The organism is Aquitalea denitrificans, from assembly GCF_009856625.1.
Lineage (GTDB): Bacteria > Pseudomonadota > Gammaproteobacteria > Burkholderiales > Chromobacteriaceae > Aquitalea > Aquitalea denitrificans.
Window position 1 is genome coordinate 3,779,922 of the sequence record NZ_CP047241.1, and the last position, 23,933, is coordinate 3,803,854.

The window sequence follows — 23,933 nt, forward strand, 5'->3', positions numbered from 1 at the left end:
GTGCGCACCTCGCGCCATACTCCCCCGATACCGATTCAACCGGATGGATAGCAAGGCATGACTTACCGTATCGTATTTGTAGAAGATGACGCCGATCTGGCCGAACTGATCAGCGACTTTCTGGCCCGCCACGAAATGGATGTCGTGATCGAACCACGCGGCGATACGGCGCTCGCGACCATCGAGCGCGAAGCACCCGATATGGTGTTGCTCGACATTATGCTGCCCGGCAAGGACGGCCTGTCCATCTGCCGCGAGCTGCGGCCCAACTTTGACGGCCCCATCATCATGCTGACCTCACTGGACAGCGACATGAACCAGATCCTGGGCCTGGAGCTGGGTGCCAACGATTACATCCTCAAAACCACCCCGCCCTCGGTGCTGGTGGCACGCCTGCGTTCGCAACTACGCAATATGCGGCCAATGCAGCAGGCAAGCGAAGCAGCACCGGTAAAGACTCAACGCAAGCTGATATTCGGCCAGCTGTCGATTGACCCGGTCAGCCGCGACGTGATTCTGGGCAAGGAAAAAGTCTCCCTGTCCACCTCCGACTTCGACCTGCTGTGGCTGCTGGCCAACCATGCCGGCGAAACCCTCAACCGCGACATCCTGCTCAAGGAGATGCGCGGCGTCAGCTATGACGGACTGGATCGCAGCATAGACGTGGCCATTTCACGCCTGCGCAAAAAACTGGGCGACAACCCAACCGAACCTTTCCGCATCAAGACAGTACGCAATCGCGGCTATCTGTTCTCGCTGTCCGGCTGGGAATAAGCAATGCGCCGTCTGTTCATCCAGTTTTACCTGTTGCTGGTTACCTGTTTCATGGTGGCGGTGGTCATGGTGGGTGCGGTTTACAAACAGGCCGTGGACGATGTGGGCGAGCGCTATCTGTCCGACCTGCTACGCACCACCCTGTCGCTGATTGAGGCAGACCTGCACGGCGTGCCGGAAGACCGCTGGACCGAAACCCTGCAAAGCTCCAACCACGACTTCACTTTCAAGGTGACGGTGGAAAAGCAAAGCAACTACCTGCTGGATGAAGAGTCGGAGGATGCGCTGAACCGGGGCGAAATCGTCATGCTGGAAGACAAATACCTCTTCTTGCAAAAAATCGAGGACAGCAATTATTTACTGGTTGCCGGCCCGCTGCGCTATCTGTTCTTCCTGCATCAGCTCAAATCGGTGGATTACGCCTTGCTGGCACTGCTGGGACTGTCGCTGGCCATTCCGGTATTCCTGTGGATGCAGCCACACTGGAAGGATCTGGTTACGCTGGAAAAGACTGCCGGCAAGCTCGCCGGCGGCGATTTTTCCGCCCGGGTACACCTGCCCAGCCGCTCCGGGGTACGCCAGGTAGCCGCTGCCTTCAATCACATGGCCGACAGCATTGCCGCCCTGCTGGCCAGCAAGAAGGCCCTGACCAATGCCGTGGCCCACGAACTGCGCACACCTCTGGCGCGACTGCGCTACCGGCTAGCCTTGCTGGAGGGTGAGGAGGACTCGCCAGCCAAGAAAGCTATCGAGAAAGATCTGGCTGCCATCGATTCGCTGGTGGAAGAACTGCTGTTCCATGCCAAGCTGGACCGGCCAGAAGCGCCACTCCAACTGACCCAGTTTGAAGCGGTGGCATGGGCGCGCGAACGCATTCACGAACAGGCGACACTCGCACCGGACATGCACTGGATAGAGCCTGCGGGAGACGAGCTGGTTTTTCTTGCCGACCAGTATCTGGTCACGCGGGCGCTGGACAATTTCCTGTCCAATGCCCGCCGCTACGCCACCAGCACCATCCAGACCACGCTCAGCGTAGAAAACCGCAACTGCACCATCATGGTGGACGACGATGGCCCCGGCATTCCCGAAGCCGACCGTGCCAGGGTATTCGACCCCTTCATCAGGCTGGATGAAAGTCGCGGGCGCAAGACCGGTGGCCACGGTCTGGGCCTGGCCATCGTCGCGGGCATTGCTCGTCTGCACCATGGCGAAGTGCGTGTCGAAGCATCACCGCTGGGCGGTGCCCGTTTCATTATTCGTTGGCCAACATGAGAATGTACATTTAGTTACATTGAGATACATGGTTCGGGTAGACGCTACCCGGCCCACGCCGTTACGATGCCCCCCTGAATAGGACTATCAGTCCGCCTTCCAACTTGAATTTTCAAGATGAACTTAGGAGTTGTATAAAAATGAAAAAGCTGGCTCTGCTCGCTCTGACCGCTGCCTTCGGCCTGACCTCCACTGCTGCTTTCGCTGCTGACACTTCCGCTCCGGTAGCTATCCACAAAGCTAAAAAAGCTGAGAAGAAAGTAAAGAAAGACGCTTCCGCTCAGAAAGCTCAAGCTGCTGAAGCTTCCGCTCCGGCCAAGAAAGCCAAAAAAGTAGCCAAGAAAGACGCTTCCGCTCAGAAAGCTCAGGCTGCTGAAGCTTCCGCTCCGGCCAAGAAAGCCAAAAAAGTAGCTAAGAAAGACGCTTCCGCTCAGAAAGCTCAGGCTGCTGAAGCTTCCGCTCCGGCCAAGAAAGCCAAAAAAGTAGCCAAGAAAGACGCTTCCGCTCAGAAAGCTCAAGCTGCTGACGCTTCCGCTCCGGCCAAGAAAGCCAAGAAAGTAAAGGCTAAGAAGGACGCTTCCGCTCAGAAAGCCCAAGCTGCTGACGCTTCCGCTCCGGCCAAGAAAGCCCACAAAAAGCACGCTAAAAAGCACGCTGCCAAAAAAGTAGATGCTTCCGCTCAGAAAGCCCAAGCTGCTGACGCTTCCGCTCCGGCCAAGAAAGCTCACAAAAAGCACGCTAAAAAGCACGCTGCCAAGAAAGTAGACGCTTCCGCTCAGAAAGCCCAAGCCGCTGCTTCCGCTGCTGACGCTTCCGCTCCGGCCAAGAAGGCTCACAAAAAGCACGCTAAAAAGCACGCTGCCAAGAAAGTAGACGCTTCCGCTCAAAAAGCCCAAGCCGCTGCTTCCGCTGCTGACGCTTCCGCTCCGGCCAAGAAAGCTCACAAAAAGCACGCTAAAAAGCACGCTGCCAAGAAAGTAGACGCTTCCGCTCAGAAAGCCCAAGCTGCTGATGCTTCCGCTCCGGCCAAAAAGCACGCTGCCAAAAAGCACCACGCTAAAAAGCACGCTGCCAAGAAAGCTGACGCTTCCGCTCAGAAAGCCCAAGCTGCTGAAGCTTCCGCTCCGGCAAAAAAGGCTAAAAAAGCCGCTTCCGCTGCCAAGTAATCAGCACGGAATCGACAGCTGACCCCGGTTGGCTGCAAGTCTTACCTTCGGGGCGCTTCGGCGCCCCGATTGCATTGGAACCGACCCTATGTTGCGCACTACCCTGCTTGCCCTGAGCCTGTGTCTGCTGCCGTTGGCAGCCCAAGCCAAACCTACTGCCGAACAGCTGATCCTGTTCTTTGGCAAGGATGATCGCGTCAAGACCGATCCGGACAGTGGGCTGTGGCAAGCCGTGGGCCAGCTGGAAACCAAAAGCCATCTGGTCTGCACCGCCACCCTGGTGGCAGAGGATGTGGTAGTGACTGCCGGTCATTGTTTCATCAACCGGCATGGCCGCTTTGATCCCGCCATCAGCTTTACGGTAGGCCTGGCCGGCAAGGAATACAGCGAGCAGAGCACCATTCGTGAAGTTCAGGTGGACAAGGCCTTTCTGGCCGGGCTGGAACACCGCCCGGACGGTACCTATATCCCCAAAAAAATAGCCGGGCGCGATTTCGCCTTTGTCCGGCTCAGTCAGCCTCTGGGGCGCAGCCGCGGGGTGATACCGGTATTTGCCGGAGACAGCCAGGCGCTGAAACAACAGTTGCAAGGCATCCATAACACGGTCACCAATGGCGGTTACCCGCTGGATGACCTTACTCACCTGCTGGTGCATAACAACTGCAAAGCCACCGGGCTGCTGGCTGATGGCCGCCTGACCCACCATTGCGACACGCTGGAAGGCAATAGCGGCTCGCCCATCCTGGCCAGCATCAATGGCCGCATGACGCTGATCGGCATCCAGAGTTCGGCCCCGATCGCGTCCCGCCGCCACAAGGAAGACAATATGGCGCTGTCCAGCCCGGTGTTTTACCAGCAGCTGCAGCAGTTCATCCAGCAAGGCAGCGTCAGGAAATGACAACAGGGGCCGCAGCCCCTGTATTCATGCAATACCTGCAGCAGACTGCCGGCTGAGCTACACGCCGAGCACCTGCTGTTGCAGGGCGATCAGCTCGCCAATACCCTTCTTGGCCAGTTGCATCATGGCAGCCATTTCCTCTTCGCTGAACGGTTCGCCTTCCGCCGTGCCTTGCACTTCCACAAAGCGGCCATTGCCGGTCATCACCACATTCATGTCGGTTTCGCAGTCCGAATCTTCCAGATAATCCAGATCCAGCACAGCTTCACCCTGATGGATACCAACCGAAATGGCGGCTACAAAATCCCGCAGCGGGCTTTGTGTCAGCTTGCCTTGGGCGATCAGGCCGTTGATGGCATCGTGCAAGGCAACAAAGGCACCGGTAATGCTGGCGGTACGAGTGCCGCCATCGGCCTGGATGACATCGCAGTCGATCTGGATCTGACGCTCTCCCAGTTTTTCCATATCCACCACTGCACGTAGTGAGCGGCCAATCAGGCGCTGGATTTCCTGGGTACGACCGCTTTGCTTGCCAGCAGCCGATTCGCGCCGCATGCGGCTGCCGGTGGAGCGCGGCAGCATGCCGTATTCGGCCGTCACCCAGCCCTTGCCCTTGCCCTTGAGAAAACCGGGTACGGATTCATCCACGCTGGCAGTGCAAATGACTTTGGTATCGCCAAACTCCACCAGCACCGAGCCCTCGGCATGCTTGGTGTAGTGGCGGGTAAGACGGATGGCGCGCAAGGCGTCGGCATTTCTTTGGGAAGGTCGCATCTTGATAATTCCAGTATGAAACAAGCGCTGCGCATGCCTTACGGCATGCGCAGCCTGAATGATTGGGGCAGCAGACTACACGGATCAGCTCTGTTTGCCGGAGGGGCTGGCCAGACGGCTGGCAAGAATCTCCTGATGCATCAGCTCCAGATTCGGATCCAGGATGACCCGGCCACTGTGGCGTGGCGGAGTAACCAGGGTGTCCAGCACATCAGGCTTGCCTGCAATGTCTGCAGCATCGTCCAACAGGGTTACCGCTACCGCCGACAGATTGTCACCGGCACTGCCGGCACGCCGCTCGGCCACATTCATCAGTGCAGGCATCACCTGGCCAACAGCACGGCCAATGAATACCTTCTCCATTTCGCCATCGCTGATCTGCGACCACAACCCATCCGAGCACAGCACCACGGAAGAACCGGCCTGCAGGAACTGCTTCTCGCCAATATCGATATCCGGATCGGTAGTGGCACCCAGGCAGTTGTAGATCTTGTTGCGTTCCGGATGGGTGCGCGCACCCTCCTCGGTGAGCTTGCCCTGATCGATCATGCGCTGCACCTGGGAATGGTCACGCGAGCGCAGCAGCAGGCCCTGCTTGCTGTCCAGCAGATACAGGCGTGAATCACCAACATGACACCAGTACAACATGCCCTGCTGGATGATGGCTGCCACCACGGTAGTGCTGGGGATTTCAGGCAAGCGCTGGTCGGCCGCATAATCGAGAATCGCCTGATGGGTTGAGCTGATGGCATTGACCAGAAAGCGGTTGGGATGCGACAGCGTCGGCGTGGCTTGCTGGTAAAACAGTTCGCTCATCAGATCGATGGTGATCTGTGCGGCCACCTCACCTTGCAAATGCCCTCCCATACCATCGGCCACCACCAGCATCACGGCTTCGCGGGAATGGGCAATGACCTGACGGTCCTGATTATAGGAGCGGCCACCGATACGGCTTTCCTGATATATGGATAGTTTCATCGGGTACTCCTCAGGAAGAACGGCCGCCAGCCAGGCCCTTGATCCAGCCGACCAGTTTTTTGGCGGCAATGGCAGATTCGGGCATAGGCTCGGGTTTGCTGTAGTCGGTTTCAAGCAGGCGCTTCTGGATGGTCATCACACTCGGTGGTCGTGCATCCGGAGCCAGCATCAGGCATTGGTCCGTCAATTCAAGCAGCTCTCTGGAATAATAGTGGCGGAACAACTTGCTGGCCGATGCCAGTTTGTCATCCGCCATACGGTCATGCGCAATTTGCGGCGTCCTGCCACCCATGCAGACATACAAGCAGGCACCAATGGCGTAAATATCGGTCCACGGCCCCAGCGGCTGGTCCTTCTCATACTGCTCCGGCGCAGCAAAACCTGGGGTGTACATGGAGGCAAAATGCTTGTCACGACGCGACAAGGTTTGCCGGGCGGCACCGAAATCCAGCAACAGCGGGTGCCCGCCACGGCGCAGGTAGATGTTTGCCGGCTTGATATCCAGGTGTAGCAGGCGGTGCAGATGCACCTCGCGCAGGCCAGACAGCAGCGCGGCAAACCACTTGCGCAGGCGGCGCTCTTCGATGCGCCCGCCGGCCACTTCCAGCTCGCGTCCCAGCGAGCGGCCGTCGGCATACTCCATCACCATGTATACGGTCTGGTTGGCACGAAAGAAATTGCTGACATGCACCACATTGTTATGGCTGATTTCCGCCAGAATGCGGCCTTCTTCAAAAAAGCACTTAAGGCCCAGATTAAAGGCATCGCGGTCCAGTTCGTGTGGCACGGTAATCATGCCTTCATCGTCGCGCTCGGCCAGATTGCGCGGCAGGTATTCCTTGATGGCGTACTTGCGGTCGGCATCGTCCAGCGCCAGATAGACCACGCTGAAACCGCCTACGGACAGCTGGCGGACAATGGTGTACTCGGCCAGGCGATAGCCCACCGGCAAGGCAGTCAGTTGGCTGGATTGAGTCATGACATGGCAGTTGCTATAGTGTTCGTTGGCCCGGAATTGAGCTACAACAGCAATTCGGGCCCTGTTCTGTTTTTACTGATACCACTACGGGGGCCCACAATGATTCTAAGTATGACAGGCTTTGCATCCATCAGCAGAGACTTTCCCGGCGGCTTGCTCAGCCTGGAAGTCCGTGCCGTCAACCACCGCTATCTCGATGTGCAGATGCGCCTGCCGGAAGAGCTGCGGGTCATCGAACCGCAGCTGCGTGAGATGGTGTCATCTCGCGTCACCCGTGGCAAGTTGGAATGCCGTGTCGGGCTGAACCAGCTGGAGTCGGATAACCCCACGCTGGAGCTCAATACCGATTTTCTGGCCAGTCTGCTACAAGTAGCCGCGCAGGTGGAAAAACAGGCTCCGCAAGCCAAAGGTCTGTCAGTCGGCGAACTGCTGCGCTGGCCAGGCACCCTGAAGAGCAATACCCTGGCACCGGAAGTGCTGCAGCAACTTTGCCTGCAAAGCCTGGCTACCGCACTGGAAGACTTCAACGCATCACGTGGCCGCGAGGGCGAGAAGCTCAAGCAGATCCTGCAGGATCGGGTTAGCGCCATGGAAACCATCATCGCCGGTATCAAGCCCAAGCTGCCGCTGATTCTGGAAGCCTATATGAACAAGCTGTCCGGCCGTCTGCAAGAAGCGCTGGGCAATGTGGAAGACGACCGCATCAAGCAAGAGTTCGCTCTGTTCGCCCAGAAGATTGATGTCGATGAAGAACTCTCCCGTCTGACCACCCACCTGACTGAGGTAAAACGCATTCTCAAGACAGGTGGCCAGACCGGCAAACGCCTTGACTTCCTGATGCAGGAGCTCAACCGGGAAGCCAACACCCTGGGTTCCAAGTCGGTGTCCACCGAAACCACCCAGGCCTCGGTAGAACTGAAAGTTCTGATAGAACAGATGCGCGAGCAGATCCAGAATATCGAGTAAACTTTCATACCGTGTCACACCGTGGCACCGAACCAACAGAAGCCCCGCCAGCCGGGGCTTTTGTGATTTCAGCCCATGCAACACCACGCCGCGCTTACCTCTCTTTACACCTGTAACACCATGCAAGTATCCGTTACGACTTAGAATGCCGGCTCGGACACAAGGAATACATGATGATGATGAAGGTGGTATGGCTGAGCGTGCTGGTAGGCAGCTTGGCGGGCTGCAGCTATGGAGAAATGCTAGACACCATTCCTGCCGGACAGCCTCGGCCTTATCAGCCATCATTGCCACCCGCGGTTCAGATCCTGTCGCCGGCACCGGAGGAAACCAGCTTCCTGCAAGCGGATGCTTGCATGCAGTGCCGGGAAGGCGATCGCTTTCACCGTTTCATCCATGGCGATCCGGATGTACGCAAATCCCGCATCCCGCGCAACGCGGCACTGGCCGATGATGCCGGCATAGCCAAGAAACAGTGGGTGGATCAAGTCCGGACCGCAGTCTACTTCTCCAAACACATACGCCTGGCCAATGGAGAAACTCTGTTCAAGCTCATTCAGCAGTGCTCTTCCGGCTGGGACAGCCCGCAAACCCAGGCGGTGGTATCCCGACAAAACAAAATGGCCAGCGGCTTTGACATCCAGTATCTGATCCGCTTCAAGAAATACGGCCAGCCCATCGGACTGGAAATGCGTGCAGCCTTCATCCGTAAAGGGATGCATATACAGGCTGACAATCCGTTTGCGGACGCCCTGCTGCGTGATCCTGACTTTATGCAAGCTAACCAGTTGCGTTGTTGGAATGACTGAATTGCTGCAATCACTGACGCAGATGGCCGCAACATCTTTTCATTTTGCATTTTTTTACCTTGATTACTGATGAGCAGGTGCGCGGCCACCGGACAGCCACGTTAAGATGCCTACGGCAAAATGACCGAGGCTGGAATATTGTCCCGGCAGACTATCTCCTTGGATGCACAACCACGATCGCGGACCTCACCTTTGCTTCCACAACACCCGACCATTCCGAAATTCATGCACCTGTGCCGCCTGGCCCTACCCTGTCTGCTGCTCGGTGCAGCCCTGCTGGCTGGCTGTACAACAGCGGAATATACGGTGTTTGAATACCGTAACGGCAGCAAGATCATTGACGGGGAAGGCGGCAGCAAGCGTGTGGTGGATGGCGTGGAAATCTGGGATGCGGGAGATCCGCCACATCGTTACCGGATCATGGGCATGATCCGTGTCAGTGACTACGACATGGCCACGGTAAACGGCACCATGCTGCGTGCCATCGCGCAGCAAGTCAGGCGTGCAGGCGGCAGCGCCGCCATTTTACTGACCAGCAATGGTGGCATGCGTGGCGCAATTGACAGCATGGCCTGGCGGGAGCGTTTGGGAACCCCACAGGAAAACGGTTACCGGATTTTGCGGGCACTGGTGGTGCAATACCTGCCGGAGCAAGCGAGCGCACCGGCGGCGGCAGCAACCGTCGTCAGCAAACCGGTGAAAGCGGTCAAACCGACTCGCTAAGCTGCTTGACCAGAAGATCGGCCTCAACACTGCGGAACTGCAAGTCCTGCCCATGTGCGCACAGTGCGGCCCCTGCACCAACCAGGCGTTCCAGTTCATCTACAGTAAGTTTGCCGGTAATGGGGGCAATGGCCTGTGCCAGCAATAGCGGAATGGCCGACAGGCTGACGGGCTCCACCGGTGGATGGGTTTGCATCAGGCTTAGAATATCAATGGCATCCATCACAGCCTCCTGCCAGTGTTTTCCTGTCTGGAATGCAGTGTTAGAGCATATGGCCCAGCATATCGTTCAGTTGAACCCGTACTTCACTTCGGCACGGTATTGATGACGTTGCAGCGGACAATTTCTTCCCACTCATCCAGACTCAGGTTGATTTCCTCGACATCAGGCTTGCGCTGTTCAACATCCTTCCGCCGCTCATGCCCGGTAGGAGAACTGCCATCCTTCTGCCGACGATCCTTGCCCGAACGCCGTTCTTCATTGTGTTTTCTTTGTTTGAATGTAGTCATCAGCAGCCCCCCGACAGCCATTGGGCGAATACTTCCAATGTAGTACACCACGCCACAGGACTAAACCTGACTCCATGCATGCGGATGGACAATGGCCAGATATGGCAGCAGGAAGTCCGTATCCGCACTCCCCTACGCACTGGCATTGAACTAGGCTGTGATTTTGACCACTCAGGAATGCATCATGCTGGAGTTGCGACCGAGCTGTGAGCAATGCCGCCGTGCGCTGCCACCGGAATCTACGGTGGCGCGCATCTGTTCATTTGAGTGTACCTTCTGCGCCGATTGCGCAGTACTACTGCAGCACTGCTGCCCCAATTGCGGCGGCAATCTGGTACCACGCCCCATCCGTCCAGAACGTGACGGTCGTAATGGCAATGATCTGCAACATTACCCAGCCGGAACACGGGAGGTATATCAGCCAACTGATCTGCAGGAGCACGCGCGCTGGCTGGACAGCAGAGGCAGCAAACCCACATGAAACAGGCCCGCTGCGAGCGGGCCTGTTCACGGGAGCAAGGTAGCCGGGATCAGTTTTGCTGCCAGATCAAGCGGGCGATGGCAGCAGAATCCAGCTCACCCTCACCTTGCTCCACCAATTGCCGGATCAATCCTTCAACCCGCTCGGCTTCCGGCAAACGGATGCCCAGCTGCTGGGCAGTATCCAGCACAATACCCATATCTTTCTGATGCAAATGCGCCTTGAAGCCTGGCGTATAGTTGTCATCAATCATGCGCTGGCCATGGATGTCCAGCACGCGGCTCTGGGCAAAACCACCCAGCAGGGCTTCCCGTACCGGTGCCGGGTCCACACCGCAGGCCTTGGCCAGTTTCATCACCTCGGCAACCGCTGCTACGCCGACACCGACAGCGATCTGGTTACATGCCTTGGCCACTTGCCCGGCACCAGAATCACCAATATGAGTGATGGTCTTGCCCATGGCCTCCAGGGCCGGGCGCACTTTTTGCAGCGCATCTGCCTTGCCACCCACCATGATGGTCAGCGTGCCATTAACCGCACCAACCTGGCCACCAGAAACCGGGCAATCCAGAAAATCAACACCGGCAGAAGCCAGCCGGCCAGCAATTTCCCGCGCACCGATGGGAGAGATGGTACTCATGTCGACACATACCAGGCCAGGCTTGGCACCATGTACGGCACCATTCTCACCCAACAGTACATGCTCAACATCCTTGGTATCGGACACATTGGTAATCAGCACCTCCACCTGGGCTGCCAGTTGCGCCGGGCTGTCTGCCCAGGTGGCTCCGGCGTCCAGCGCTGCAGCCGCCCGCTCGCGCTGGCGTGACCAGACGGTAACGGCATGGCCGGCTTTCAACAGGTTCAACACACAGGGCAGGCCCATGATGCCCAGGCCGATATAACCGACTTTCATATCCACTCCAGCAGTATGCAGAGACAAAGCATAAGATTACCGCAATCTGGTGCGGTGAAGGAGATGGTGTTCAGAAATTTCAGCGGCGACTAGCAAGGCATGCACGGCCTGAAAACCGTTTGGCAGAAATCAGGAAGATGGCTGGCTGTCACGCCGCCCGGCCAACCAGGATTCAAACTCGAAGTCGGCACCGGTAGCCTTGTTTTCCAGGAAATAAACAAAGGCCAGAATTTCTGCTACCGCGCGGTAGAGCTCTTCCGGAATATGCCGGTCCAGATCAACCTGCATCAGCAATGACACCAGCTCTGGCGAATCGTGCACAAATACGCCAGCATCCTTGGCTCGGTCAATGATGCGCTCTGCCAGTTGGCCATACCCCTTGGCCACTACCGTTGGCGAGCGCTGGCCTTCCCGGTAGGCTAGTGCTACGGCTGACTTGCGGTGATCCTCAGTCTTGGGTGACTGTGCCATTTTTCACCGCCAGATTGGCCAGAGTCAGGCCCGCGGCCTCCATGCCGCTTTGCAACTGATTTGCATGTTGCTGGATCAATCCGCTGGCCTCATCTTCTTCCGCCACAAATGATACCTGCACGCTTTGTCCCACCAACCTGACCCGCGCCGACAAGCCGCCAAGCGCAGGCAGGTTGAGTGACAGCGATGTACTCCAGACACCGACATCATCGGCACCCAGGCTCGCGGTGCGCTCATTGGTATGTTCCTGCTGGATCTGCAGTTGCATGGGCTGGCCCGGCCAGGCATAGCCATTGAGCTGCAGTTGCTGGTTTTCCACAATATCCAGCTGGCGCTGAACCAGATTGGCCAGCTCCGGTGCTACCGTACGCGGACTAAGGGTGTTTGTGCTGCTTGCTTTCTCGGGTGTGGGACTGGCCAGATCATCATTCAGCTTGCTCAACAGTCGCGACTGTGGCTCCTGCTGCACCTGGGCGAGGTTATGGCGTCCGTCCAGCCATTCCTTGAGGTGGGATTCGTAAAACAACCCGCTCTGGCTAATATTGCTTTTCAGATCCTGCGCCGTCGCTGCCGGAGGCTGCTTGGCGGCATCGAGGCTTAGATCGGTTGCCGGAAGGCCGGGTTTGCTGGTTTGCAGCATGCCGGTAAGGTATTTCGATGCCGGACTGAGCTGCACCTCGACCGAGCCATCTTGTGCGGCCTCGGTGGTTTGCTCCTGCAAGGCAAAACTGAGCGTCGGGGCCAGATTGGCCACCTTGAGCGACAGGGTATTGCCGCTGACGGTCATACCCTGTGGCACATCCAGGCTAAACAGGCTGTTCTTGATCAGAACAGACAGTTGCTGACCATTGTTCTTGCTGTCCACCACCTGGGCAGTCACCTGCTCCCCGAGCATCAGCGGAGGCAGTTTGGCCGGTACAACGCTGGCATCCAGCAGTGCCTTCCCGCCTTCCAGCAACAGCCGTACCGAGGAGACGGTTTGCGGTGCAAGCGTACCGCTTGCAATGGTGGGTGGCAGGGACGGAATCATGAGGTGGAATTGTTTCGGTAAAGGGAGATGATCAGTTCGGCCTCGCTACGGGAAATGCCACACTGGCTGGCAACCTCGGAGGCTGAAATGCCTTTCTTGATCATTTCTATTGCCTGGTTGTAGGGACTGAGGCTGGCAGGCTCGCTACGGGACTGTTGCTCAAGCCGCGCCATCAGACGTGCGAGATCCCGTTGCAAGGTGCTGATTTGCTGCTGTTGTTGATCCAGATACATGGTGGTCAGACTGTCGCGCCGGTTTTCCAGCCGCTGCAGACGCCAGTACAAATAGCCGCAGACGACTGACAGTGCCAGCAGCAGCAACACGACAATATAGAAAAAGGGCGAACCGGACATGATGAAACCCTCACGCAGCGCTTTTTCTAAGTGTATGGTGAAACCGGCAGTAACCCAAGCCGGTCTTTACGAAGTGTATGTCTTCAGTAGTCGATTATTTTGGCTGACCGTCTGCATTTCATCACGCATCTGGCCTATCCAGTTGGCAATTTCTCGCTGCAAATGTTCGCGCTGGGCAATCAGCAAGATGACTCGTTCACGTGTTGCATCCGGCAGGCTGGCCACTTCCACTTGTAATTGCGGCAACAAGGTGGCCAGTTCGCTTTCCTGTTGTTCGGACAACCGGGTTACCAAGTCAAAATCGCGGGCTTCACAGGCGGCCAGCGCCTGGCTCAGTGTCGCCAACATCGCATCGATTTGCGCGGGCTGGATGCTAGTTTTCATGGCGACACCTCATCGGAGCAATCTCAGTAAGCACTGCTGGCCGCACTGGTTGACATGCTGGAACGGTTGAGTTCCTGCCAGGCAGGCAGGATGGTTTCCAGCAGGCGGCGCACTTCTGCCAGAATTTCCAGGTCATTCTTCAGGTTGGCAATGCTCATCCGCTGCTTCATGTAGATGTAGAGGTCGTTCAGATTAGCGGCGGCGTCACTACCCTGTTGCAGGTCGAGTGATTCACGCAGGCCATCGATGATGTCGATGGTTTTGGACACCAGCCGCGCCTTTTCATCGTAACGCTGCGCCTCGATGGCATAACCGGCCTGGTTGATGGCCTTGATCGCACCTTCATACAACAACACCACCAGTCCGACCGGGCTGGCACCATACACCGCAGCCTTCAGGGCATCGTCTTCATAAGCCTTGTTGAACTGCTTGAGCATCTTGGAATTCAGCATGATTCTTTACCATTTGGTTCTGTCCTAGGCCAGCAGGTTGGCCAGATTGCTGGTCGATTGCTGCATTTTCGACAATACGGCATTCAACGCTGTGTATTGCTGGGTATACATGGTCTGGCGTGCGCTCAGCTTGGCACTCAGACTGGTTTGCAAACTGGTTTCCGACGTGATCAGGCTGTTGATGGATGTCTTGCTGGTTTCAATCACCCCGTTCGGGCCCAGCAAATCATTCACCGCCGAACTCAGACGGTCGCCAAAACCTGTACTGCTGGCATTACCGAACAAATTGGCCACCGCCGTCGGATTGGCGCTAAGCGCCTTGTTGAAGGCAGTCTGGTCCAGTTTGAGCGTGCCATCCTTCTGGATCGAAATCCCGGCCTGAGCCAGATAGGCATAGGAAGTGGTCGCATCGACACCCGGAATCTGGGTACTCAGAATGCTGGTGAGCTTTTGCTGGATCGCCAGTACCGAGGCATTGGCCTTCAGGCTGCCGGAACGTGCAGAGTCTACCGCAGATTTCACCTGATTGTAGGCATCAACAAAACCTTGCAGCGAAGTGGCAATGCCGCTGCTGTCCGATGTCATGGTGATGGTGGACTGGCCCAGCTTGGTGATGTCCACATTGGCCCCGGAAATGACATTGGTCAGGTGATTACTACCGGAGGACACGCTGACGCCGTTGACGGTCAGCAAGGCATCGCTAGCCGCAGTGGATTCACCTGCCGCCGTGATGCTCTGGCTCAGACCGGCCAGCGTCGAGCCGGAAGTCGAGCCGGAATCGGTACCACCTGCCTTGATGGTGAAGGCGTTGTCACTACCTGAGTTGGACGAGGCAAGTACCAGCTTGTACTCACCATTATTCTGTACGACAGAGGCGTTCACTCCGGCACCGCTCTGGTTGATACGGTCGGAAATGGACTGCAGGCTGACGGTATCGGTAGCACTGGGCGTCAGATTGATGACGGTATCCTTGCCGGCCACGGTCAGCGTCAGCGAGGTTGGCGCACCGCTCAGGGTTGCCTTGGGATCGGTGACGGCACTGCTGCCAACGCGGTCGAACACCAGTTGGCGCGACTTGGCCAGTTGGGTCACATTCAGTGCATAACTGCCAGCAACCCCACCGGTGGTCGTCGCTACGCTGGCAATGCTGGTATCGGTGGAACTGGCCTTGAACTGCTGCAGGAAGGCTCCAGTCGACATTTTACTGGCGGAGCTTTGCAAGGCAGACAGTGCAGAGCTGATCTGACCAATCGAACTCAGCTGGGTATTGTATTTGCTGGAACGCTGCTGACTGGCTTGCAGAGGCTGCTGCTCGATGGTCATCAACTGGCTGACAATGGACTGGACATCCAGTGTGCCGACACTGGTCGTAATCGAAGCCATCTTGCATTACCTCCTTTACTGAAGGGGCATGACCGCTCTCAGGCTTTATCCTTGAGCAGCAATCCCCTGAAATCGTCAATCGCCTTGGCGATGCGGATCGCATCTTCCGACGGAATCTGCCGAATGACTTTTTGTGTTTCCTGATCCACCACCTTGACGACCTGGATATTGGTTTCCTTGTCTACAGAAAACTCCAGTTGGCTGGAGTAAAGCTTGGCCACGTCGTTCAACTGCTTGACCGAGTTCTGCAACTCAAGTGGATCGGCCTTTTTCTGCTTCGTTCCATCACTGGTGGCATTTTGCGCCTGGCTTTGCCCTACGGCAACGACACCGTTGGTGGTATTCGGCAGCACCGAACTGGCGGTGGCGTCGGCTGTATTTCCTTGAGTCAGCTGATTCTGCTGGCGCGCGGTCGGCGTGCTTGTCAAAGGAAGGACAGGACCATTTGTAGATGATATTTGCATGGCAGCGACTCCCGTACAAACGGCCCCGGTCAGCATGCCAACCGAGGCCGGTTCTTCAGCTTATGCTATCAATGTAGCTTACTGCAGCAGCGTCAGGGCCGACTGAGACAGAGAGTTAGCCTGTTTCAGGATGGAAGTACCAGCCTGTTGCAGAATCTGGTTCTTGGTCAGGTTGGCCGTTTCCGATGCGAAGTCCACATCCACGATACGGCTGTTGGCTGCGGTCAGGTTGGTGACGTAGTTTTGCAGGTTGGCAACCACGGCATCGAAACGGTTCTGTACCGCACCGAAGGTGGAACGGATGTTCGATACGGTACCGATATCCGCATCCAGGGCCGACAGCTGGGCCTGGGCACCAGTCTGGCTCAGTACGTTGATCGTTGCGCTATTGGTCAGCGACGAGTTGTACGACGACAGCTGGGTGGTCAGGTCGGAAGCCGATACCGATACGGTGTTGTCGGTAGAACCGGAGGAACCCACCTGGAAAGTCAGGGTGTTACCACCGGACAACAGCTTGGTGCCGTTGAACTGGGTGGTTTGTACAATACGCGAAATTTCCTGGGTCAGCTGGTCAACTTCTTTTTGCAGCTGCGAACGGTTAGTGTCGCTAACCGAGCCGTTGGCGGACTGGGTAGCAATTTCACGGATACGCTGCAGGTTGTTGCCGATCTGACCCAGCGCGCCTTCAGCCGTCTGGCCTACGGAGGTACCGTCGTTGGCGTTACGGATGGCCTGGTTGTTACCACGGATGGCGGCAGTCAGGGTTTGGGAAATGGCCAGGCCGGCAGCATCATCCTTGGCACTGTTTACGCGCAGACCGGAGGACAGGCGTTGCAGGGACAGGTTGAGCGAAGAACTGGAGTTGCTCAGGTTGTTCTGTGCGGTGAGCGACGCAATATTGGTGTTGACGGTAAGTGCCATGATGATTCTCCTTAGAGCATTCGGGGGGGCGACTGTGTGGGCCTTGACTAGTTATCGACCCCCCGCTGGCAAACTTTAGAAGTTAGGCAATTATTTTTTGCCGACTTCTTCGCTCAAGCCTTGCTGCCAATCATCAAGGTGATCCTCCAGCCAGTAATGGCGGTCTACCCAGGCGCGTAGCGCATCGCCTTCCCGGTAGGCAGCATCCAGATCGCCAATACGGCTGCGGATGGCCTCCACCCACGCCTCGGTGGTATTGGGTACGCGGCATACCGGTGCGTCATTGGTCTGGTAGGGGTAGATATCCGTGCAGATGACCGGCCAGCGCATCACACCATATTCAAGCAGGCGCAGATTGCTCTTGGATTCATTGAAGGGATTGATTTCCAGCGGTGCGATGGCCAGATCAAGATTCAGGCTGGCCATTTTTTCCGGATACTCCTGGAAGGACACGCAAGGATGCTCCTCGGCGATATAAGGCCGCATCTCGGGCAGGCACATGCCCATGAATACCCACTCCACTTCGTCTGCTGTCTGTTTGACCACATCGATGATCAAGGCCAGATCACCCTGGTGCTGCTGGGCACCTACCCAGCCCACCCGCGGTTTCTTGCCCTGGCCGCGCAATGAGGAAACCTTGCCCCACATGTGACGGGCCAGGCGGTTTGGCACCACGCGAATGTCGGCAATCATGTCGCGGCAGGCGTCGGCCAGCGGCTCGGTAGAAACCACCAGCGTATCAAAGTGCTTGAGCATGGCGCGCAGACGTGGGCGCGCATCCGGCATGGTCTTGCGCCATACGCGGTTGAGAATGCTTTTTTCCGGCAGCGCCCCCACCAGGTCATCCAGGCCAAACACCAGACGCAAATCCGGCAGGTATTCGCGATACTGCTTGACGGCATGCAGGACACCGTCGGTGAGCATGGTGTGAATCAGCAGCACATCCGGATTGAACCTGGCCATTTCCACCACGGACAGCAGCGGAGCCGCCCCTCTTTCCGGTGAGATCATCGTCACATCAAGCCGCCCGCTTTCCTGCAAGGCATGGAAGGGTAGCGATACGCGGTACTCGCCGCTACCGCCAGGAATGGGCAGGCCCAGTACCTTGCGACGCCCGGCCTGACGCGGCAACCAGTTGGTATCGCGCGTCGGCTCGAAAGCCATGTCCTTGGTACGGAAGGTAAGGTGGCGGTTGTAGGCTGGATCATGCGCCAGCTGTGGCAGCCAGCGCTTGAGCACCACGGCCAGTTCCTGTTGCTCGCGCACGGCGGCTGCCAGCGCAACGGCAGGCTCATACGTCAGCTTGCCGATACTCTTGGCGTGGTGGTGCACCATGGTGACATAGGGAGTAAAGACGTTCAGCAGCCCTTGCTGCTGCAGCTTGAGACAGAAGTCCACGTCGTTGAACAGCACGGTAAGCTGCTCGGCATCAAAGCCACCGACGGCCAGATATTTATCCTTGGCCACCATCAGGCAGGCTGCGGTAACGGCGGAATAATTCTGCTCGGTCAGCAGGCGGTTCATATAGCCCGGCGTATCTAGTTCGGACTGCTCGAACACATGATCAGCCACCGACAACACGCCGCCTGGCAGGCCCAGCACGATGCCCGCATGCTGGATGCAGCCGCTTTCCGGGTACACCAGCCGGATACCCACCGCTCCCACCTCCGGGCGCTGTGCGATGCCTATCATCCGCTCCAGCCATTCCGGCTGGATGATTTCGGTGTCGTTATTGAGCAGCACGATGTAATCCCCGCGCGCCTGCTCCACCCCCAGATTGCACTGGGCCGAGAAGTTGAAGGCATGGGGATAATCGATGATGCGGACTTGATCCGGATAATCCTGCAGCAAGTCCTGATAAAAGCGGAAGGTATCCGGGTCCTGCGAGCCGTTGTCGATAATCAGCAACTCAAACTTGCGATAGCCGGTGCGGGCAAACAGGCTTTCCACGCAGGGCTGCAGGTATTCCATCTTGTCGCGGGTGGGGATGATGACCGACACCAGCGGATTGCCAGTGACCTGGTACTCCACATGCAGGGTGTTGTCGGCATAACCGTTGACCACGCTGGCAGCGATACCCAGCCGCTGCAGATGATTTTCCAGGGCAACCCGGCGTGCCGCCTCACGTTCATGCTGCACCCCCAGCGGCTCTGCCGGGAAGTGCATCAGGACTTCATCCAGGTGCTGCACCACGCCCAGACCGTAGTTTTCTGCCAGACGCAGCAGGTGATTCCAGCTTTCGCACCCCGGATAAGCTTCAAAGCCACCCAGACTGGCCAGGCCCTGATAGGACAGGGCAACAGCGGAACCGACATAGTCCTGCGCCCGCAGGTAGTCCAACGAGAAGTCTGGTTTCAGCTGCGGCAGCACACGGCATTCCGGCTGCGTGTAGCTGTCGTGATCGGTATAGATGGCCAGCGCCTGCGGATTGGCCTGGATGCAATCGCCCATGCGCAGCAGCAATTGCGGTGCAATCATGGCCCCGGCCGGCAACAGCAGCACCCAGTCAGCCGGGATTTCCCCCAGCAGGCCATTGAGTGCCATGCTGAACAGTTGCGGGTCATCCAGGGTGTCCAGCTGCAGCCATCCCAGCGTGTCATTCTGACTAAAGATGGGATCCGGCATTTCCCAGTCTGCCACCACAATCAGCTTCCAGTGCTTATACAGCTGCTGCTGCAGGGCGTCGATGGTATTGGCCAGCAGGGCCGCTTCACTGGCACGAATGGGCATCAGCAGCAGGAATTGTGGCTGCTGCTGCCATTGCGTGATCATGCGCTCGGCCATCATCTCGGCATCGATTTCGCGCAGCTGGTGCTGTTTGTCCCAGCTTTGCCAGGCACGATAGGTATTCGGCCACATCAGTTGCAGACGATTGTTTTCCACCACGGCCTGCCGTTCGGGGTGATAGCTGGCCAGGGTATCCAGAAACGGTGTCGGCAGCACTTCACGCAACAGCTCCACCCAGCGGTAGGCCTGGCTCTCCAACGTGGCATAGCGCAACAGGTAATCACGCGAGGTGGTGTGCAACTGGCGACGGCGCTCGGCGTCTTCCACCAGCCGTGACAGGGCGGCATCCCAGCTGGCGGTATCGTTGCCCACCACTTCGGCCAGGCCCAGTTCCTTGGCTTCGCGGTAGGCCGGGACATCGCTCAGCACGCATGCTGCGCCGATGGCGGTGTACTCCAGCCATTTCAGGTCGGACTTGGACTCATTGAAAACAGTGTCTTCCAGCGGAGCGATGCCGATGTCGATCTCCAGCCGGTTAAGCTCCTGCAGGTATTCGATGTAGGTAACCGACTTGCCAACTACCTTGACGTTGGCTGCCCCTTCCAGCCCGCTCAGGCTGCAACCCCAAAACACGAACTGCACCAGATGTGCATATTTTTGCTGGATATTGAGCAGGGCCTGGCCAATGACTTTCATGTCGTCGGCGTGAGTGGAGGTTCCGGCAAAGCCGATGGTAATGGGCGCGTCCGGGCCTTTGGGCTCTCGCTTGAGGCCAGCGTAGCGGGACGCAGACAGCGCATTGGGAATCAGATGCACATTCTGGTTCAGCTCGCGCAGCCGCACTGCCAGCGGCTCGGTGCTGGCAGTCACGGCGGCAAACAGATGCATCTTGTCGCGCCAGAAGCGCAGCAGGCCGTAAGGATCGAATTCGTAGAACTGACGATGCGATGCCGGCATGCCCGGCAGCCAGTCGTCCGCTTCAAAAATCATGGTTTTGCCACTGGCAAAACACTTGTCGAGAAAGTCGCTGTTGCGTTCGCTCAGAATACCGCGCTGAATGATGAAGACATCGGCCCACTCCACCAGGGTATCGATATCAAACTCTTCCCGGCGGCAGCCAACTGCCGAATTACCGGGGAAATAAGCGGTGTCAATCCAGGGCGACAGCAAGCTGAACGCATCATGCAGGCGCAGGCGCATGCAGGCACCATCCAGGAAATCCCCGGACAGCACGCCCACGCGCAAGCGTTGTGCCGGAAGCGTATCGGTTGCCGTGCCTGCCGGCAGGGTTGGCAACTGGCGTTCGGTACGGCCTGATTTGCCAATGGCCAGCTGAACGGCGACATTGGCATAGGACTTGGCGCGCACCCGGCCCTGCGTGGTATCGACGAAGTCGCGCAGCTCCTGCAGGAATTCCTGGTGGATTGCCTCGTAGCGCTCCCTGGCTTTGTGCACGGTGGCCTTGGCATGGGCAATGGCTTCCGGGCTATCGCCCCAGGCCACGCCATCATCACCCAGATAGCTGTGCAAGGGTTTGTCCAGCATTAGCGGATTGGGCAGGTACACCACCGGGCAGCCACACAGCAGCGCCTCGAAGCAGCCGGTACTGTGCTCGTAGGTGTAGAACAGCTCGGCGGAACGGTAGAGTGCGGCCAGTTCACGCGGGCTGCGCACCTTGCCGCGGAATGAAATTTCCGTGGCATCGGCCACCACATCGCCCGGCACACCACCCTTTTCCAGATAACGGTGCAGCCACACCAGCTTGCCGTGGCGCTCCCCGATACCGTCGCTGTTGTAAACCTGGGTATCGATCAAGGGCACTTGCAGCAAGGCGGCGGACCAGCCATCCGGTACGATATCCCAGCCGTGGGTATACACCATGTCACTGGCTGCCCAGCCCAGCTTGTCCAGCGGGGTATTGGACAAACGTCCGGGGTAGTTCAGCAGGTAGCGCACCACATGACGCGCCTGCAGCGGGTTGCCGCGGATGATTTCCGGGTAGATGACAACTGGCTCACGCCCGGCTTCCCGATGCGCCTGATAGATTTCCTGCGTGAGAACCCGTGTATTCAGGCCATGACTGGCCTCCTGATGCATCACATACGCTTCCTGGCCTGCCTCGTTCAACCAGTGGCACAGGTGGTAGAGCGCACGCACTCCGCCGGAAGTCTCACGGTAGGGGGGCGCATAGATGTAGTAAGGCGAGTTGGCCAGATCAGCAGTTGTAGACAGGGCTTGAGACATAGGGGCCTCGAATTGGAGTAGTAATGCGCACTTAACAGAGCGTCTGATAGAAAGCCTGTACCGCCAGACAAACCCGGCGGACCTGTTCCATTGTCATTTCGGAATACAAGGGCAGCCGCAGCAGTCGGCCAGCTAGGTCTTCCGTGACGGCCAGACTGCCGCTGGTACGGGCAAAGCGCTGCCCCGCCGGCGAGTCATGCAAGGGAACATAATGGAATACTGCCGAGATATTCTGCTGTTGCAGATGGGCGATCAACGCACTTCTCTCCTCGGCACGGCGGCACAAGAGATAGAAAATATGCCCGTTTTCCGGGCGGTTTCCCGGTGACAGTGGCAGACGGAACAAACCTTGTGCCGCCAGCGGTTCCAGCAGGCTCAGGTATTTGCCATACAGGGTGCGGCGGTGGGCATTGATGCGTTTGGCTTGTTCTAGCTGGGCATACAGGAAGGCAGCACTCAGCTCGCCGGGCAGAAAGGACGAACCGATATCCACCCAGGTGTACTTGTCCACTTCGCCCCGGAAAAAGGCCTTGCGGTTGGTACCTTTCTGCCAGATCACCTCCGCCCGCGCCATCAGCGCCGGATTGTTGATCAGCAAGGCACCGCCTTCACCGCAAATGATGTTCTTGGTTTCGTGAAAGCTCAGACAGCCAAGATCGCCAATCGTCCCCAGTGATCGACCGTCGGATTGCGCCAGAATGGCCTGGGCAGCATCTTCGATCAACAACAGTCCATGCCGCTGACAGATGTCCTTGAGCGCTTCCATCGCACAGGGCTGACCGGCGTAATGCACGGCAACAACGGCCTTGGTGCGTGGTGTGATGGCTGCTTCCACCAGCGTTTCATCCAGATTCAGCGTATCGGGGCGGATATCGATGAAAACCGGCACGCCGCCACGCAAGACAAAGGCATTGGCGGTGGAAACAAAGGTGAAGGACGGCATGATCACCTCATCACCCGGGCCGATATCAGCCAGAATGGCCGCCATTTCCAGCGCAGCGGTGCAGGAGTGGGTGAGCAGGGCCTTGGGGGTTCCCAGATGTTCTTCCAGCCAGTGCTGGCACTTGCGACTGTAGACACCATCTCCGGCAATTGAACTGCTCATGACCGCTTGTGCGATATAGAACAGCTCTTTGCCGACGATGAACGGTTTGCCAAACGGGATGCGCGGAAGGCTCATGCCGCCACTTTCTGGAAAATTCCGAATAGTTTGTAACCCAGCATGGCCTGGTGCACATGCTCCACGGTCAACTGCCGGGGTTGTTCCAGCACCTGCCCCGTCAATTGCTGCCATGCAGTAGCAATCACCTCGTCTGGATAGGCAAGGATGCGGTCCAGCTCGCTGATGTAAGTCTCGAAAAAGCGCATTTCAAAACCTGCCTTGCGCATTAGCCCAGGCAAAGTCTGCTCTTCGAAATAGCTCCAGTGCCCATGACAGATATTATTATTGCGCCCACCTTCTATCGTAAGCAGCAGGCTGCGGAAGTTGGGTACCTGGATCACCAGCCAGCCACCTGGCTGCATGTCCGCAGACACCCGGGCCAGAAATGCCAGCGGATCCGGCAGATGTTCCAACACATCCAGCATCAGTACCGCATCGAAAGGCCCCCAGTCTGCGGATAGCGCACATGGATACTCGCCACACACGGCCTGCAGCTGCTGCTGGCGGCAGTGGGCAACCGCTGCCGGATTGATTTCCACACCACGGGCCGTCCAGCCGGCGGCTTCGGCCGCCTGCAGCAAGGCACCGGTGGACGAACCGATGTCCAGCACGCTGCCGGTTCCAGCCAGGCTGCCCAGCCTGGCCATCACATAGCGCGCCTTGTCCTGCTCCAGCGCCGCATAGTGCGGGTCGATCTTGAGCGCCATATTGGCATCCGCCGCCTGGCTGGCCTGGTAGCGCTGTTGTTCGAAAGCACGGTTGATCACTTCACGGCTGTAGACCAGCCCGCAATCGGCACAACGCATCAAGTGCATGCCATATGCCTGCAACACCAGGCTGGCTGTTGCCGACGCAGTATGACAGTAGGGACAATCCCGTGCAAAGCTGGCTCCAGGCAAAAACTGGCCGTCCTCATCCAGCAAGCGGCGAAATGTCTCATCCTCCGCCCGGCGCAATGCCGAATTGGATGGGGCAAGCGCGGCACGCACTCCGGGGCGCAATGCGGCGTCGAAACTGTTCTTATCCACAGAAATGCTCCACAAATCCAGCTATCCGCACATGGGCCGGCCAGTGGCCATGCTCATGCCACGAC

The 23,933-nt window shown here is 57.8% G+C and carries 25 protein-coding genes; 8 read left to right on the forward strand and 17 right to left on the reverse strand.

The annotated features are described in order from the left end of the window. Positions 1-57: 57 nt before the first annotated feature. The 4 genes from rstA (at position 58) to GSR16_RS17425 (ending at position 4,113) form a co-directional block, all read left to right on the forward strand. Positions 58-774 (forward strand): two-component system response regulator RstA, encoded by a 717-nt coding sequence (gene rstA / locus GSR16_RS17410; RefSeq protein ID WP_159879620.1) that lies wholly within the window; start codon positions 58-60, stop codon positions 772-774. A gap of 3 nt (positions 775-777) precedes the next feature. Further along, positions 778-2,049: a two-component system sensor histidine kinase RstB gene (rstB, locus tag GSR16_RS17415; protein WP_159879622.1), complete on the forward strand. Its 1,272-nt coding sequence runs from the start codon at positions 778-780 to the stop codon at positions 2,047-2,049. A 140-nt stretch (positions 2,050-2,189) separates the two neighbouring features. Further along, the gene (locus tag GSR16_RS17420; RefSeq protein WP_159879624.1) at positions 2,190-3,215 is read left to right on the forward strand and encodes a hypothetical protein; all 1,026 of its coding nucleotides are present in this window, start codon (positions 2,190-2,192) and stop codon (positions 3,213-3,215) included. Positions 3,216-3,303: 88 nt separating this feature from the next. Beyond that, a complete protein-coding gene (locus GSR16_RS17425) occupies positions 3,304-4,113 on the forward strand; it encodes a trypsin-like serine peptidase (protein ID WP_159879626.1) in 810 nt (269 codons plus the stop codon). A 57-nt stretch (positions 4,114-4,170) separates the two neighbouring features. On the opposite strand, the gene rph is transcribed toward GSR16_RS17425, so the two are convergent. The 3 genes from rph to GSR16_RS17440 form a co-directional block, all read right to left on the reverse strand. Next, entirely contained in the window at positions 4,171-4,887 is a 717-nt protein-coding gene (rph, locus tag GSR16_RS17430) for a ribonuclease PH (RefSeq protein WP_159879628.1), read from the reverse strand. Positions 4,888-4,971: 84 nt separating this feature from the next. Next, on the reverse strand, positions 4,972-5,865 hold the full coding sequence (locus GSR16_RS17435; RefSeq protein ID WP_159879630.1) for a PP2C family protein-serine/threonine phosphatase: 894 nt from the start codon (positions 5,863-5,865) through the stop codon (positions 4,972-4,974). A 10-nt stretch (positions 5,866-5,875) separates the two neighbouring features. After that, positions 5,876-6,844: a serine/threonine protein kinase gene (locus GSR16_RS17440; protein ID WP_159879632.1), complete on the reverse strand. Its 969-nt coding sequence runs from the start codon at positions 6,842-6,844 to the stop codon at positions 5,876-5,878. 99 nt (positions 6,845-6,943) lie between these two features. Here GSR16_RS17440 and GSR16_RS17445 point away from each other — a divergent pair, with 99 nt between their 5' ends. The 3 genes from GSR16_RS17445 (at position 6,944) to GSR16_RS17455 (ending at position 9,342) form a co-directional block, all read left to right on the forward strand. Next, on the forward strand, positions 6,944-7,810 hold the full coding sequence (locus tag GSR16_RS17445) for a YicC/YloC family endoribonuclease (protein ID WP_159879634.1): 867 nt from the start codon (positions 6,944-6,946) through the stop codon (positions 7,808-7,810). 170 nt (positions 7,811-7,980) lie between these two features. Beyond that, positions 7,981-8,619 carry a hypothetical protein gene (locus GSR16_RS17450; RefSeq protein WP_159879636.1) on the forward strand — a complete coding sequence of 213 codons (639 nt, stop codon included), beginning with the start codon at positions 7,981-7,983 and terminating at the stop codon, positions 8,617-8,619. Between the two features lie 192 nt (positions 8,620-8,811). Then, positions 8,812-9,342 (forward strand): hypothetical protein, encoded by a 531-nt coding sequence (locus tag GSR16_RS17455; protein WP_159879638.1) that lies wholly within the window; start codon positions 8,812-8,814, stop codon positions 9,340-9,342. Here GSR16_RS17455 and GSR16_RS17460 read toward each other — a convergent pair. Together GSR16_RS17460 and GSR16_RS17465 are read right to left on the reverse strand one after the other, a co-directional pair. Then, a complete protein-coding gene (locus GSR16_RS17460; protein ID WP_159879640.1) occupies positions 9,326-9,565 on the reverse strand; it encodes a hypothetical protein in 240 nt (79 codons plus the stop codon). The two genes, GSR16_RS17455 and GSR16_RS17460, sit on opposite strands and share 17 nt — an antisense overlap. 83 nt (positions 9,566-9,648) lie before the next feature. Next, the gene (locus GSR16_RS17465; protein ID WP_159879642.1) at positions 9,649-9,852 is read right to left on the reverse strand and encodes a hypothetical protein; all 204 of its coding nucleotides are present in this window, start codon (positions 9,850-9,852) and stop codon (positions 9,649-9,651) included. Positions 9,853-10,036: 184 nt separating this feature from the next. Between GSR16_RS17465 and GSR16_RS17470 the strand changes: the two genes are divergently transcribed. Beyond that, a complete protein-coding gene (locus GSR16_RS17470; protein ID WP_159879644.1) occupies positions 10,037-10,333 on the forward strand; it encodes a DUF1272 domain-containing protein in 297 nt (98 codons plus the stop codon). 49 nt (positions 10,334-10,382) lie between these two features. Here the strand turns inward: GSR16_RS17470 and GSR16_RS17475 are convergent, their stop codons facing one another. The 12 genes from GSR16_RS17475 to GSR16_RS17530 form a co-directional block, all read right to left on the reverse strand. Then, entirely contained in the window at positions 10,383-11,249 is an 867-nt protein-coding gene (locus GSR16_RS17475; protein WP_159879646.1) for an NAD(P)-dependent oxidoreductase, read from the reverse strand. Between the two features lie 129 nt (positions 11,250-11,378). Beyond that, on the reverse strand, positions 11,379-11,720 hold the full coding sequence (locus tag GSR16_RS17480) for an EscU/YscU/HrcU family type III secretion system export apparatus switch protein (protein ID WP_159879648.1): 342 nt from the start codon (positions 11,718-11,720) through the stop codon (positions 11,379-11,381). After that, positions 11,698-12,750, reverse strand: coding sequence for a flagellar hook-length control protein FliK (gene fliK / locus GSR16_RS17485; RefSeq protein WP_159879650.1), 1,053 nt, complete (start codon positions 12,748-12,750; stop codon positions 11,698-11,700). The genes GSR16_RS17480 and fliK overlap by 23 nt, the downstream gene beginning before the upstream one ends. Beyond that, positions 12,747-13,103: a DUF2802 domain-containing protein gene (locus GSR16_RS17490; protein WP_159879652.1), complete on the reverse strand. Its 357-nt coding sequence runs from the start codon at positions 13,101-13,103 to the stop codon at positions 12,747-12,749. The genes fliK and GSR16_RS17490 overlap by 4 nt, the downstream gene beginning before the upstream one ends. Before the next feature lie 66 nt (positions 13,104-13,169). After that, positions 13,170-13,487 (reverse strand): hypothetical protein, encoded by a 318-nt coding sequence (locus tag GSR16_RS17495; RefSeq protein WP_159879654.1) that lies wholly within the window; start codon positions 13,485-13,487, stop codon positions 13,170-13,172. 23 nt (positions 13,488-13,510) lie between these two features. Next, on the reverse strand, positions 13,511-13,939 hold the full coding sequence (fliS, locus tag GSR16_RS17500; RefSeq protein ID WP_159879656.1) for a flagellar export chaperone FliS: 429 nt from the start codon (positions 13,937-13,939) through the stop codon (positions 13,511-13,513). A gap of 24 nt (positions 13,940-13,963) precedes the next feature. Further along, the gene (fliD, locus tag GSR16_RS17505) at positions 13,964-15,322 is read right to left on the reverse strand and encodes a flagellar filament capping protein FliD (protein WP_159879658.1); all 1,359 of its coding nucleotides are present in this window, start codon (positions 15,320-15,322) and stop codon (positions 13,964-13,966) included. Positions 15,323-15,360: 38 nt separating this feature from the next. Next, positions 15,361-15,786 (reverse strand): flagellar protein FlaG, encoded by a 426-nt coding sequence (locus tag GSR16_RS17510; RefSeq protein WP_159879660.1) that lies wholly within the window; start codon positions 15,784-15,786, stop codon positions 15,361-15,363. A 78-nt stretch (positions 15,787-15,864) separates the two neighbouring features. Then, on the reverse strand, positions 15,865-16,707 hold the full coding sequence (locus GSR16_RS17515) for a flagellin N-terminal helical domain-containing protein (RefSeq protein WP_159879662.1): 843 nt from the start codon (positions 16,705-16,707) through the stop codon (positions 15,865-15,867). A gap of 90 nt (positions 16,708-16,797) precedes the next feature. Further along, entirely contained in the window at positions 16,798-21,678 is a 4,881-nt protein-coding gene (locus GSR16_RS17520; protein ID WP_159879664.1) for a glycosyltransferase, read from the reverse strand. Positions 21,679-21,709: 31 nt separating this feature from the next. Beyond that, positions 21,710-22,858: a dTDP-4-amino-4,6-dideoxygalactose transaminase gene (gene rffA, locus GSR16_RS17525; protein WP_159879666.1), complete on the reverse strand. Its 1,149-nt coding sequence runs from the start codon at positions 22,856-22,858 to the stop codon at positions 21,710-21,712. Beyond that, positions 22,855-23,868: a class I SAM-dependent methyltransferase gene (locus GSR16_RS17530; protein ID WP_159879668.1), complete on the reverse strand. Its 1,014-nt coding sequence runs from the start codon at positions 23,866-23,868 to the stop codon at positions 22,855-22,857. Before GSR16_RS17530 ends, rffA begins: the two co-directional genes overlap by 4 nt. Positions 23,869-23,933 lie beyond the last annotated feature (65 nt).

Bases quoted from the DNA above. Each gene is read 5' to 3' on its own strand.
- rstA (WP_159879620.1), top strand. From the start codon at position 58: ATGACTTACCGTATCGTATTTGTAGAAGATGACGCCGATCTGGCCGAA.
- rstB (WP_159879622.1), top strand. From the start codon at position 778: ATGCGCCGTCTGTTCATCCAGTTTTACCTGTTGCTGGTTACCTGTTTC.
- GSR16_RS17420 (WP_159879624.1), top strand. From the start codon at position 2,190: ATGAAAAAGCTGGCTCTGCTCGCTCTGACCGCTGCCTTCGGCCTGACC.
- GSR16_RS17425 (WP_159879626.1), top strand. From the start codon at position 3,304: ATGTTGCGCACTACCCTGCTTGCCCTGAGCCTGTGTCTGCTGCCGTTG.
- rph (WP_159879628.1), bottom strand. From the start codon at position 4,887: ATGCGACCTTCCCAAAGAAATGCCGACGCCTTGCGCGCCATCCGTCTT.
- GSR16_RS17435 (WP_159879630.1), bottom strand. From the start codon at position 5,865: ATGAAACTATCCATATATCAGGAAAGCCGTATCGGTGGCCGCTCCTAT.
- GSR16_RS17440 (WP_159879632.1), bottom strand. From the start codon at position 6,844: ATGACTCAATCCAGCCAACTGACTGCCTTGCCGGTGGGCTATCGCCTG.
- GSR16_RS17445 (WP_159879634.1), top strand. From the start codon at position 6,944: ATGATTCTAAGTATGACAGGCTTTGCATCCATCAGCAGAGACTTTCCC.
- GSR16_RS17450 (WP_159879636.1), top strand. From the start codon at position 7,981: ATGATGATGATGAAGGTGGTATGGCTGAGCGTGCTGGTAGGCAGCTTG.
- GSR16_RS17460 (WP_159879640.1), bottom strand. From the start codon at position 9,565: ATGGATGCCATTGATATTCTAAGCCTGATGCAAACCCATCCACCGGTG.
- GSR16_RS17465 (WP_159879642.1), bottom strand. From the start codon at position 9,852: ATGACTACATTCAAACAAAGAAAACACAATGAAGAACGGCGTTCGGGC.
- GSR16_RS17470 (WP_159879644.1), top strand. From the start codon at position 10,037: ATGCTGGAGTTGCGACCGAGCTGTGAGCAATGCCGCCGTGCGCTGCCA.
- GSR16_RS17475 (WP_159879646.1), bottom strand. From the start codon at position 11,249: ATGAAAGTCGGTTATATCGGCCTGGGCATCATGGGCCTGCCCTGTGTG.
- GSR16_RS17480 (WP_159879648.1), bottom strand. From the start codon at position 11,720: ATGGCACAGTCACCCAAGACTGAGGATCACCGCAAGTCAGCCGTAGCA.
- fliK (WP_159879650.1), bottom strand. From the start codon at position 12,750: ATGATTCCGTCCCTGCCACCCACCATTGCAAGCGGTACGCTTGCACCG.
- GSR16_RS17490 (WP_159879652.1), bottom strand. From the start codon at position 13,103: ATGTCCGGTTCGCCCTTTTTCTATATTGTCGTGTTGCTGCTGCTGGCA.
- GSR16_RS17495 (WP_159879654.1), bottom strand. From the start codon at position 13,487: ATGAAAACTAGCATCCAGCCCGCGCAAATCGATGCGATGTTGGCGACA.
- fliS (WP_159879656.1), bottom strand. From the start codon at position 13,939: ATGCTGAATTCCAAGATGCTCAAGCAGTTCAACAAGGCTTATGAAGAC.
- fliD (WP_159879658.1), bottom strand. From the start codon at position 15,322: ATGGCTTCGATTACGACCAGTGTCGGCACACTGGATGTCCAGTCCATT.
- GSR16_RS17510 (WP_159879660.1), bottom strand. From the start codon at position 15,786: ATGCAAATATCATCTACAAATGGTCCTGTCCTTCCTTTGACAAGCACG.
- GSR16_RS17515 (WP_159879662.1), bottom strand. From the start codon at position 16,707: ATGGCACTTACCGTCAACACCAATATTGCGTCGCTCACCGCACAGAAC.
- GSR16_RS17520 (WP_159879664.1), bottom strand. From the start codon at position 21,678: ATGTCTCAAGCCCTGTCTACAACTGCTGATCTGGCCAACTCGCCTTAC.
- rffA (WP_159879666.1), bottom strand. From the start codon at position 22,858: ATGAGCCTTCCGCGCATCCCGTTTGGCAAACCGTTCATCGTCGGCAAA.